Origin of the sequence: Micromonospora foliorum, assembly GCF_022229015.1 — a bacterium.
In the GTDB taxonomy this organism is placed as follows: Bacteria; Actinomycetota; Actinomycetes; order Mycobacteriales; family Micromonosporaceae; genus Micromonospora; species Micromonospora foliorum.
The window spans coordinates 1-11,950 of the sequence record NZ_JAKKFF010000520.1 but is presented as its reverse complement, the minus strand read 5'-3'; the positions used below and the strand labels follow the sequence as shown (position 1 = coordinate 11,950).

General features: G+C 69.8%; 6 protein-coding genes. 4 read left to right on the top strand and 2 right to left on the bottom strand.

The features are described from left to right. Positions 1-431: 431 nt before the first annotated feature. From acs to PSH25_RS29185, 4 genes are all read left to right on the top strand, one after another. Positions 432-2,396: an acetate--CoA ligase gene (gene acs, locus PSH25_RS29200; RefSeq protein ID WP_238662079.1), complete on the top strand. Its 1,965-nt coding sequence runs from the start codon at positions 432-434 to the stop codon at positions 2,394-2,396. A gap of 267 nt (positions 2,397-2,663) precedes the next feature. Beyond that, positions 2,664-5,459, top strand: coding sequence for an immune inhibitor A domain-containing protein (locus tag PSH25_RS29195; RefSeq protein ID WP_238662078.1), 2,796 nt, complete (start codon positions 2,664-2,666; stop codon positions 5,457-5,459). Between the two features lie 332 nt (positions 5,460-5,791). Further along, entirely contained in the window at positions 5,792-8,236 is a 2,445-nt protein-coding gene (locus PSH25_RS29190; RefSeq protein WP_238662080.1) for an immune inhibitor A domain-containing protein, read from the top strand. Between the two features lie 210 nt (positions 8,237-8,446). Then, entirely contained in the window at positions 8,447-9,379 is a 933-nt protein-coding gene (locus tag PSH25_RS29185) for an alpha/beta fold hydrolase (RefSeq protein WP_238662077.1), read from the top strand. A 4-nt stretch (positions 9,380-9,383) separates the two neighbouring features. Here PSH25_RS29185 and PSH25_RS29180 read toward each other — a convergent pair whose 3' ends face one another. Both PSH25_RS29180 and PSH25_RS29175 read right to left on the bottom strand, forming a co-directional pair. Continuing rightward, positions 9,384-9,749: a UCP033725 family protein gene (locus PSH25_RS29180; RefSeq protein ID WP_030486287.1), complete on the bottom strand. Its 366-nt coding sequence runs from the start codon at positions 9,747-9,749 to the stop codon at positions 9,384-9,386. Next, a partial coding sequence (locus tag PSH25_RS29175; RefSeq protein ID WP_238662076.1) for an SseB family protein occupies positions 9,746-11,950 on the bottom strand: 2,205 nt, incomplete at its 5' end. The genes PSH25_RS29180 and PSH25_RS29175, both read right to left, overlap by 4 nt.

The window sequence follows — 11,950 nt, the reverse complement described above, 5'->3', positions numbered from 1 at the left end:
TCGACGGCGGCGGCGATGTCGGCGAGCGCGAGCAACGGGGCGAGCGGGTCGGTGGTCACCCCGCCACGCTAACGACACGACCCGGCGCGGCGGGCCGCACCCGCCCGCAACGCGACCCGGACCACCCGACCCGGCACCCCGTTCAGGCCGACACCCGTTCCGCCAAGGTCAACACGGGTTCCTTGAAGTCGCGGTGTCCGCCTGGCCTGGACACCGCAATTTCACTGAACCCGTGTTGATCAAGGTGCCTCGAGCCCGCGCGCACCGATGCGGGCCGGGCGGAGCGGGGCCGGGCGAGGCGGGACGGGCCGTCGGGCGCGCGGCGGGGGCCACTCGGCGCGACGCAGTGGGCAGCCGTGGCCGGTCGAGGGCCCCGCGACTACCCTCGTGCCATCGAGACGCAGGTCACCCCGAGGATGAGGAGTCACGGCATGAGCGAGGCATTGGCCAATCTGCTGAACGAGACGCGCCAGTTCCCCCCGCCGGCCGAACTCGCCGCGCACGCCAACGTCACCGTCGACGCGTACGCCGAGGCTGAGGCCGACCGGCTGGCCTTCTGGGCGAAGCAGGCCGATCGGCTGGCCTGGTCGAAGAAGTGGGATGAGGTGCTCGACTGGTCGAACCCCCCGTTCGCGAAGTGGTTCGTGGGTGGGCAGCTCAACGTGGCGTACAACTGCCTGGACCGGCACGTCGAGGCGGGCCGGGGCGACAAGGTGGCGATCCACTGGGAGGGCGAGCCGGGCGACACCCGCACCATCACGTACGCCGAGCTGCACGCGCTGACCTGCCGGGCGGCGAACGCGCTCACCGACCTGGGGGTGACCGCCGGCGACCGGGTGGCGATCTACCTGCCGATGATCCCGGAGGCGGCGGTGGCGATGTTGGCGTGCGCCCGGATTGGCGCCGCGCACAGTGTGGTCTTCGGTGGCTTCTCCGCGGACTCGTTGAGCAACCGGATCCAGGACGCCAGCGCCAAGGTGGTGATCACCGCGGATGGTGGTTACCGGCGGGGCAAGCCGTCGGCGTTGAAGCCCACGGTGGACGAGGCGGTGGCGAACTCCCCGTCGGTGGAGCACGTGCTCGTGGTCCGCCGGACCGGCGAGGACGTGGCGTGGTCGGAGAAGGACCACTGGTGGCACGAGACGGTGGAGACCGCGTCGGCCGAGCACACCGCGCAGCCGTTCGACGCCGAGCACCCGCTGTTCATCCTCTACACCAGCGGCACCACGGCCCGTCCGAAGGGCATCCTGCACACCACCGGCGGCTACCTCACCCAGGCGTCGTACACGACGCACGCGGTGTTCGACCTGAAGCCGGAGACGGACGTCTACTGGTGCACGGCCGACATCGGCTGGGTCACCGGGCACTCCTACATCGTGTACGGCCCGCTCTCCAACGGGGCCACCCAGGTGATGTACGAGGGCACCCCGGACACGCCGCACAAGGGCCGGTTCTGGGAGATCATCGACAAGTACGGGGTGAGCATCCTGTACACCGCCCCCACCCTGATCCGGACGATGATGAAGTGGGGCGACGACATTCCGGCCGGCTTCGACCTGTCCTCGCTGCGCCTGCTGGGCAGCGTCGGCGAGCCGATCAACCCGGAGGCGTGGATCTGGTACCGGCAGCACATCGGCCGGGGCGAGCTGCCGGTGGTGGACACCTGGTGGCAGACCGAGACGGGCGCCATCATGATCTCGCCGTTGCCGGGGGTGACGGCGGCCAAGCCGGGGTCGGCGATGACGCCGCTGCCGGGCATCGTGGCCGACGTGGTGGACGACCAGGGCCAGTCGGTGCCGAACGGTGGTGGCGGCTACCTGGTGCTGCGCGAGCCGTGGCCGTCGATGCTGCGCACCATCTGGGGTGACGACGACCGTTTCATCGACACGTACTGGTCACGTTTCCAGGGCATGTACTTCGCTGGCGACGGTGCGAAGAAGGACGACGACGGGCACATCTGGCTGCTCGGCCGGGTGGACGACGTGATGTTGGTGTCCGGGCACAACATCTCGACGACCGAGGTGGAGTCGGCGTTGGTGTCGCACCCGTCGGTGGCCGAGGCGGCTGTCGTCGGCGCGACCGACCCGACCACCGGTCAGGCGATCGTCGCGTTCGCCATTCCGCGGGGCAGCACGGACATCGTCGGTGACGCGGGCGAGCAACTCATCGCCGACCTGCGCAACCACGTGTCGAAGACGCTCGGCCCGATCGCGAAGCCGCGGCAGATCATGCTGGTGCCGGAGCTGCCGAAGACCCGCTCCGGCAAGATCATGCGCCGGCTGCTGCGGGACGTGGCGGAGAACCGGTCGCTGGGCGACGTGACCACGTTGCAGGACTCCTCGGTGATGGATCTGATCTCCTCGGGGATGAGCGGTACGAAGTCCGACGAGGACTGACGGTAGGCGTACCAATTGGAGGGTGGCGGTCCGTGCGGACCGCCACCCTCCGTCATGTCTTACGCGTACGGTTCGCGCCGCCTCGCCACTGTCACATCGGTCGGTCGGGGGAGTCGAGAGAAGCTGAACGGGCACAGGCGTAGATCACCTCTGTCCTTTCGGCCGGTTGTGCTTTAGGTTCACGCAGGTTGGAAGAGTTCGACACACATCGCTTCGATGGTCGGCCACGCCAACGTCCTCCTCCCCATGCCCGAGAAACGGAGCGGCATGAACCACAAACCGCAGTCCAGGGCGCGGCGACGACTACTCGTCGCGCTGCCCGCCATCGCCCTCGCCGCCACGTCACTGACCGTGAGTGGCAGCGCGGCTGCCCAGGCGCCGTCCGGCACCCCCCAGGCGGTGATCGGCGCGGACGAGCACTACATCAACTACGCCGAGCCCGAGGTGCAGCCGGACACCACCGGCCGCGAGGTGAAGGGCAAGGGTGGCATCTACACCCCCGCCGCGGAGTCCGCGCGTGCGTTCGACCGGAAGCACGCCCGGGGCAACCCGGTGACCGCACGGCAGCTGGCCAAGGACGAGGCCAAGTCGCTGCGGACGGGTCAGAACCCCCGCAAGTTCAAGAAGGCGCCGACCACCCAGACGGCGAAGCTGCTGACGCTGCTTGTCGAGTTCAACGACACGGCCAACGACGACTTCACCGGCGTGATGGTCCCCAAGACGGTGTTCGAGGACCGCACCTGCGTCCCCGGCACCGTGCAGAACGGCCCGAAGCACAACAAGATCCCGGACCCGGCGCGCCTGCCCCACGAGGACAACAACTCGATGTGGGTGCCGGACTTCTCGCCGCAGCACTACAGCAAGATGCTCTACAGCAAGAAGGGCATCACCGAGCGGGTCCGCACGGACCTGAAGGGCCCGGACGGCAAGAAGGGCATCGACCTCTCCGGCCGCACAATGCACAACATGTACCTGGAGATGTCCAAGAACGCGTACACGGTGGACGGGCAGGCCAGCCCGTGGATCACCGTGCCGCACTCGGAGGGCTGGTACGCGGCCAACCGCTGCTTCCAGGACGAGACCGGCGCGTGGGTTCCCGGCCGTGAGCAGTCGATGAACGGTCACCCGGACAACCCGGCCGGCGCGGGCCGCCTGGCGACCGACGCGATCGACGCGCTCGTCGCGAAGGACCCGAACTTCCCGTGGGCCGACTACGACATCGAGGACCAGGCCGACCGTGACGGTGACGGCAACGTCTTCGAGCCGGACGGCGTGATCGACCACCTCGTGCTGGTGCACGCCGGCCAGGGCAAGTCCCGCGGTGGCGGCGCCGAGGGTGTGTACGCCGTGTGGGCGCACTCCTCCACGGTCGCCGGTGGCTACACCATCCCGGGCACCAACCTGAAGGCGTCGAACTACATCGTGCAGCCGGAGGACGCCGGCGTCGGCGTCTTCGCCCACGAGTACGGCCACGACCTGGGTCTGCCGGACCTCTACGACACGTCCGGCAACGCCGACTCCGACGTGGACTTCTGGGACCTGATGGCCTCGGGCTCGCACTCGGGTGAGATCTTCCAGGCGCTGCCGACGCACATGGGCATCTGGGACAAGTGGGTGCTCGGTTGGGCCGACCCGCTGACCATCCGCCCCGGGTCGAACCCGCGCGAGGTGAAGCTCGGTCAGACGTCGCGGACCCCGATCGACTCCGAGGACGGCATCAAGGTCGACCTGCCGGACAAGGTCACCACGCTGGCGACGCCGCACAGCGGCACCAAGATGTGGCACAGCAACAACGACCAGGAGTGGGCCGACGTCAAGCTGAGCCGCTCGGTCGACGTGCCGGCGGCGGCCGACTCGAAGTTCTGGATGTGGAACAACTACATCATCGAGGAGGACTGGGACTACGGCTTCGTCGAGCTCTCGACCGACGGCGGTACGACCTGGACCGAGCAGAAGGTGTACGACGAGGGTGGCACGGTCGTCACCACGCCGGACGGCTACGCCGACCCGAACGGCCGGATGAACGACTTCGGCGGCAAGAAGTACGGCCTGACCGGCAGCACCGACGGGTGGCGGCACGACTACGTCGACCTGTCGGCGTACGCCGGGACGACCGTGCAGGTGCGGCTGCGTCTCGCCACCGACGAGGCGTTCGAGGAGCGCAACTGGTTCGTCGACGACTTCTCGGTCACCGGCGGCGGCGCCACCACCTGGAGTGACGACGTCGAGGGCGGCGCCAACGGCTGGACGGCCACCGGCGGCACCTTCGTCGACACCACCGGTGAGGGCTGGACGATCTCCAGCGGCACCGAGGTGCACGCCCAGTACTACCTGGCGGAGTGGCGCAACTTCGACGGCTTCGACAAGGGCCTGAAGTACGCCTACGACACCATCTACTCTCACGACGCGTGGAAGGTCGACCGGATCTCCTACAACGCGCCGGGCATGCTGGTCTGGTACCGGGACACCGCGCTCGGCGACGTCAACCACGTCACCGGGCAGATGACCGCGCTGCCCAGCTACGGCGCGAAGGGCGGCCTGCTCATCGTCGACTCGCACTTCGACCCGTACCGGCGTACGGGCGAGGCGGCCGTGAAGGACCCGTCGGTGACGGACAACCTGCCCAGCCGCCCGCAGTCGTCGAACGCGGCCTTCTCGCTGCAGCGGACGTACCCGTTCACCGAGTGCCTGGAGGCGGCGGACGAGCCGTACAGCGCGTACTGCACGAAGTTCAAGGGTCAGGCACCGGTGAAGGCGTTCACCGACGCCAAGGGCTGGTACCCGGGCATCGAGATGCGCGATGGCGCTGCCTACGCCCGGGACAACGACGCGTCGGTGGTCCTACCGTCGCGCGACAACGCGCCGTACACCACCCGGGTCACCCACCCGGACGGCAGCCCCGCGCCGGAGTTCTACGGCGTGACCCTGGGCGGCGGCGCGATCGTGCTGGGCACCGGCAACCCCGGCGACCAGGGCGTGAACTACGGCGTCTCGCTGACGATCAAGAAGGCGGCCGCGGACAACTCGTCCGCCATGATCTACGTGACGCCGGCGACGAAGTAACGGTTTCGCAGATCGACAACTGACGGTGGGGCCGGTGGCGGAGACGCCACCGGCCCCACTGTCGTATGTGCGATCAGCGTGATTGAGAAATGTCGTTGTATACGTTCGCGGCCGGGCCGCGCTGGTCAACGCGGCTGATGAACCGGCGGGGTGTGACGGTGAAAAGCATTCCCAACAAAATCTTGCAACAAATCGACGCGTTCGTCTTCCCACCCGTCCCGCCAGTAACTATGTTCACCAATGGTCCCACTAGTGGGATCGATCTCCCACCGGCCCGTACCCCCGTTGGGCCGGTTCCCTCACACCGGAGGTACCACGTGCGCAAAGTCGCAGTGGGTCTGCTCGGGCTCTCACTGACGGCGACAGGCCTGGCTTTCGGCCCGTCCGCCTCGGCGGCGCCTCAGCCCAAACTGCCGGCCGCAGCACCGGCCGCTGCCGAACCGCAGGCGCTGAAGGATGAGCTCCCCGACAAGCTCGAGGAGAAGCGCCGCGCACTGCGCGAGCAGGGGCTCAGCGACGTGCTGAGCGGTCGGAGCAAGCCGATCGAGCGCAACGGAAGCACGGTCGTCAAGGTCGGCGAGACGAGCGGGTCGGGCTTCAGCGCCCGCACCGCCACTGGCGCGAAGCAGACCAAGGACCAGTACGTCGAGCTCAAGCGTGAGCGGACCGACAAGATCTTCGTGATCCTGGCCGAGTTCGGCGACGAGCGGCACCCGTCCTACCCGGACAAGGACATGAACCCGGACATCGCCGGGCCGACGACCTTCGAGGGGCCGCTGCACAACAAGATCCCCGAGCCCAACCGGGCCGTGGACAACTCCACCATCTGGCAGCCGGACTTCAGCCCGGAGCACTTCCGCCAGATCTACTTCGGCACCAACCCGGGCGACGAGTCGCTCAAGCAGTACTACGAGGCCCAGTCCTCGGGTCGGTACACCGTCGACGGTGAGGTGACCGACTGGGTCAAGGTCCGGTACAACGAGGCCCGCTACGGTCGCTCCGACGACCCGATCCCGGACCCGGAGCCCGGCCAGCAGCCGGACCCGCGGGACGACCTGGCCGTCTGCCCCGACAACGTCTGCTCGAACACCTGGGCGCTGGTCCGCGACGCCGCCAACCAGTGGGTTGCCGACCAGAAGGCCAAGGGCCGGACGGACGCGCAGATCGCCGCCGAGATGAAGTCCTTCGACCAGTGGGACCGGTTCGACTACGACGGTGACGGCGACTTCAACGAGTCGGACGGCTACATCGACCACTTCCAGATCGTCCACTCCGGCGGCGACCAGGCCGACGGTGACCCGCAGCAGGGCGAGGACGCCATCTGGAGCCACCGCTGGTCGGCCTTCAACAGCTCGCCCGTCGGCCCGCCGAACCTTCCGATCGGCGGCACCCAGATCGGCAACACCGGCGTCTGGATCCGCGACTACACGATCCAGCCGGAAAACGGCGGCCGCAGCGTCTTCTACCACGAGTACGCCCACGACCTGGGCCTGCCGGACGACTACGGACCGGCGGACAACAACAACGAGCACTGGACCCTGATGGCCCAGAGCCGGCTCGGCGCCAAGAACGACGTCGGCATCGGCGACCGGGGCGGCGACCTCGGCGCTTGGAACAAGCTCCAGCTCGGTTGGCTCGACTACGAGGTGATCGTTGCGGGGCAGAAGCGCTCGCTGGAGCTCGGCCCGCAGGAGTACAACTCGGACAAGGCACAGGCCGCCGTGGTCGTGCTGCCGCAGCGGGAGTACACGTTCAACTACGGCGCGCCGTTCGAGGGCGCCAAGCAGTACTTCTCCGGTAACGAGGACAGCCTCGACAGCAAGATGACGAGGACGTTCGACCTCACCGGCAAGTCCACGGCGGCGCTGTCGCTCAAGGGCAAGTACAGCATCGAGGCCGGTTACGACTACCTCTACTTCGAGGCGTCCACGGACGGCGGCAATACCTGGACCGACCTGGACGGCACCGTCAACGGTTCGCCGATCGGCAAGGACGGCGCGGGGCGTCCGGCCCTCGCCGGCACCAGCAAGGGCGCCTGGGCGGACATCAACATCCCGCTGACCTCGGTCGCCGGGAAGGTGGCGCAGGTCCGCCTGCACTACGTCACCGACGGCGGTGTCTCCGAGGGCGGCTTCTTCGGTGACGCGATCACCGTGACCGCCGACGGCCAGACCGTGTTCAGCGACGGCGCCGAGACCGACGCCGGCTGGGCGTTGGAGAAGTTCCAGGTGGTCGGGGCGACCTACACCCGGCTGTTCGACAACTTCTACATCGCCGGCAACCGGTCGTACGTCTCGTACGACAAGTACCTGAAGACCGGCCCGTACTTCTTCGGCTACGCGAACACCCGCCCGGACTGGGTGGACCACTACGCGTACCAGGAGGGCCTGCTCATCTCGTACTGGAACACCCGCTGGTCGGACAACAACACCGCCCCGGCGTCGGAGTCCAACCCGGGTGGTCACCCGGGTGAGGGCCGCAACCTGTACATCGACGCGCACCCGCGCCCGATCTACAACCTGACCGGCGCTCCGTGGCGGGCCCGGGTCCAGGTGTACGACGCACCGTTCAGCCTGAACAAGGCGGACTCGTTCACCCTGCACCTCAACAGCCAGCCGCAGTACATCCGTGGCCAGGCCGCTGAGCCGCTGTTCGACGACACCAAGAAGTACTTCTACGAGGAGCTGCCGAACCACGGCGTCAAGCTTCCCGCAGCCGGTGTCAAGATCAAGGTTGTGGAGCAGGACGGCACCTCGATGAAGATCCGGGTCAGCTGACCACTGATCCCGCACCAACCAGCGACGCCCGGGCAGGTTCACTGCCCGGGCGTCGCCCTTTGTGCGCCACCTACCGGATGGCCCGGACCGGATTTCTCCAGGGGCAGTCGACCCGGCGCCCTGGTCCCGGTCCGGGACAACCCGGGGCTTTCCCCTGTTCAACGCGACCACCAGGGCCACCTGCGGCAACCGGGTCCTAGGCTGTCTGCCATGACCGACCAGCGCGACGGAGCCGTCGACGAGTCCCGTGTCCTCACCGAGGGGCCGTGGACACACCGTTTCGTCGGCGCCAACGGCAGCCGGTTCCATGTGGTCGAGGCCGGCACCGGGCCGATGGTGCTCTTCCTGCACGGCTTCCCGGAGCACTGGTGGGCCTGGCACCAGATGCTGCCGGCGGTCGCCGACGCCGGCTTCCGGGCGGTCGCCGTCGACCTACGCGGCTACGGCGCCAGCGACAAACCACCCCGGGGGTACGACGGCTACACCCTCGCCGCCGACATCGCCGGGCTGATCCGCGCCCTCGGTGAACGATCCACGACGATCGTCGGCAGCGGCCTCGGTGGCATGGTGGCCTGGACGGTGGCCTCGTTCCACCCGTCCCTGGTCCGCCGGCTCGTCGTGCTGGGGGCACCGCACCCGCTGCGGCTGCGCGCCGCCATCTTCGCCGACCCGCGCGGCCAGTTCACCGCCTCCACCCCGGCGCTGAAGTTCCAGCTACCCCGCTACGAGCACGTGCTGACCCGCGACGGCGCCGCGGCCGTCGGCGAGATCATGCGCCGCTGGGGCGGCCCACAGTGGGTGGCCGGTCCGGACTTCGAGGCGTACGCCGAGCGGTGCCGGGAGGCGATGTGCATCCCGCAGGCCGCGTTCTGCGCGCTGGAGGGTTACCGCTGGGCGTTCCGCTCGCTGCTGCGGCTGCACGGCTACCGGTTCGTGCGCCTGATGCAGAAGCCGCTGTCCACCCCCACCCTGCAACTGCACGGCGCCCTGGACACCGCCTCCCTGCCCCGCACCGCTCTGGGCTCCGGCCGGTACGTCGTCGCCCCGTACGAGTGGCGACTGCTCGACGAGGTGGGGCACTTCCCGCACCTGGAGGCACCGGAGCTGGTGCTCGGCGAAATCCTGCGGTGGGCGAAGACCTGACCGGTCAGACCCGTTGCTCCCGCAGGTCGGTGACCTCGGCGGCCGGCGCCCAACCCTGGTAGACGCCGAAGTCGAAGACCTCCAGCCGCATCGCCTCGGCCACCGGCCAGCGACCACCGGTGTATTCCACCCGCAACCAGGCGTCGTGCTCACCGAGCACGATGAACGGCTGCCCCTGCCAGGTGCAGGTGGTCCGCACGTACGCCAGGTCCTCGATCTCGCTCGCCGGCAGCACGCGGACGTAGCGGCCCGCGCGGACCTCCTCGAAGCCCTCACCCGGTTCGGGCTGGTAGAGGCGGATGTCGTCGCCGTCCGGGCTGGCCTGGTATTCCCGGCCCTGCCAACGGGCCACGTAACCGTCGCGCATCAGGCCTCCCCGACCCGTCGCCAGGTGACCGAGTCGGTGTCCAGTTCCGCGACCACCCGCTCGGTGCCGTCCGCGCCGATCCGCCACAGTTGGGCGCCGTGCGGCAGGCGGGCGCTGTCCACTTTGAACTCCGCCACCACGTCGCTGCTCTCACCCGGGGCGAAGCCGTTGCCCCGGAACGGCGGGCGTTCGATGACCCAGCCCTCCATGGCCCGCATCGCCGGCTCGTTCTGACCGCCGTACGGGATGCGGTAGAGGCTCGGCCGGTGCGCCGGCCAGCGCAGCACGTAGATCTCATCGGCGTCCGGGGCGAACGGTGAGCCGGGGTAGCTGAGGCCGAGCGCCTCGTGCAGCTGGGCCGGTGTGGTCAGGTGGGACAGCTCACCGGCCCGGTGCACGAACCCGGACACCCGGTCGTACCCACGATCCAGGTAGTACGCGAGCTGGCTGGGCGCGATGGCCTTCTGCATGACCGTCGGCCGGGTCGGGTCGACCGCCGCGGGAGCGTACCGGGGGCGGGCGGCGGGTTCGGCCACGGCCGGCGCCTCCACCTGGTCCACTTCCAGGTCGTCGCCGAGCCCCACCTCGGCGGCCCAGTTGGCCAACGCGACGATCTGCTCGCCGGGCAACTTGGCACCGACCGGGGTGCCCGGGTTGACGGCGAACGACCAGTCCTCGTCGGGCCAGCGCCGGATCAGTTGGGCGAACTTCACCCGGACCGTGTCGACGTCGCTCTCGACATGGTCGGCGAGGCGCTCCGCCGAGGTGTAGACCACCACGTACGTCTCGCCGTCGAGCTGCCCGGTACGCCAGACGAAGCCGGGGTCGCCGGGGCGGCTTCCCGGCACCGACTCCGGTGCCGCCGGCAGCAGCACCCGGGCCAGCAGCAGAGTGGACAGGAACGTGTCGGTGCTGCCGGAGCCCGCCGCGTTGAGCAGGTCCTCCTCGACCGTGTTGGCCGGTTCGAACTCGACCGGCGGCGGCTCGTCGGCCGGCGGGTGCACACCGTCGCCCGCGATCAGGCTCTCGCCGCCGACCCGGTCGGTGCCGGTCAGACCGGCCGACGACCCGCTGTCGGCACGGTCGTCACTGACCGGGCCGTAGACCGGATCGTCGGTCCACATTCCGCCCATCCCCTGATGGCCGGCCTCGGTCGGGCCGCCGGAATGCGGGATGGACGGGCTCGGGGCGGGCTGACCGGGGCTGAACGACGCGGGCCCGGACGGGCCGGGACCGGGAGACGGCGGACCGAACAGGCCCGGGCCGGAGAGGGTCGAGCCGAACGGCGGCGGGGCCGCCTCGGTGGGGCTGGTGGACGACACGCCGAACAGGCCCGGACCGGAGGGGGTCGAGCCGAACGGTGGCGGGGCGGCCTCGGCGGGGCCGGGCCGGCGGGGGGCCTCGGCCGGGGCGCTGCTCTCGACCGGGTCGGTGAGGTCGCGGGACTCGATGATGGTGCCCTCGATGACGATGGGCGTGAAGCCGCGGCGCGGCGCGGGCGGCCCGGAGACCGGTTCCGCGACGGAGGCCGGCAGATCCTCCGCCGGCCCGAACCGACCCGGCCTGTCCTGGGGGATCGCCTGTGTCTCCTCCGCCGACGGATCGGGTCGCCCAGGCGCACCGGCCAGTGGAGGCTCGCCGGTCATCCGGAACGCGCGGGTGGGCTCCTCGGCCAGCGGGTTGTGCCGACGCGGCGGCAGCGGCTGGGTGATCTCCTCACCGGAGGGCGGTGCGCCCACCCCACGGGACGCGCCGAGGCTGTCCGCCGACCGGCGCGTCGGCTGGGTGACTGCCGGGTCCGCCGCCATCGGAAAGGCCCGCGTCGCGGTCTCGTCGGCCGGCGCGTCGGCTGGGCGGCGGCGGGGGAAGGGCTGGCTGCCTCGCCCGAACCGGGTTGGCGGGGCCGCCCGGTCACCGGGACGACCCCCGCTCGGGGCCGGGTCGCGGGTGGGGCTGGGGTCGAAGAAGGAGCGCCGAGGTGCCGCCTGGGTGCCACCGTTGCCGTTGCCCGAGGCGGGGCCGTCGACGTCGCCCGGCCGGGTCGCTGCCGGCCAGCCCACACTCGGCCCGGGCTGATCGGCGGTGGTGCCGGCGGTCGTCAACGGGGTGAACCGGGGCGGAGAACGGAAGAGCGGCGGTGAGGGAAATGGTGTAGCACTGGGGGGGCGCGCTATATTTAAAAAAAACAGAACAAGACGTAGTAT

Coding starts and splice junctions, on each gene's coding strand:
- acs (WP_238662079.1), top strand. CDS start 432: ATGAGCGAGGCATTGGCCAATCTGCTGAACGAGACGCGCCAGTTCCCC.
- PSH25_RS29195 (WP_238662078.1), top strand. CDS start 2,664: ATGAACCACAAACCGCAGTCCAGGGCGCGGCGACGACTACTCGTCGCG.
- PSH25_RS29185 (WP_238662077.1), top strand. CDS start 8,447: ATGACCGACCAGCGCGACGGAGCCGTCGACGAGTCCCGTGTCCTCACC.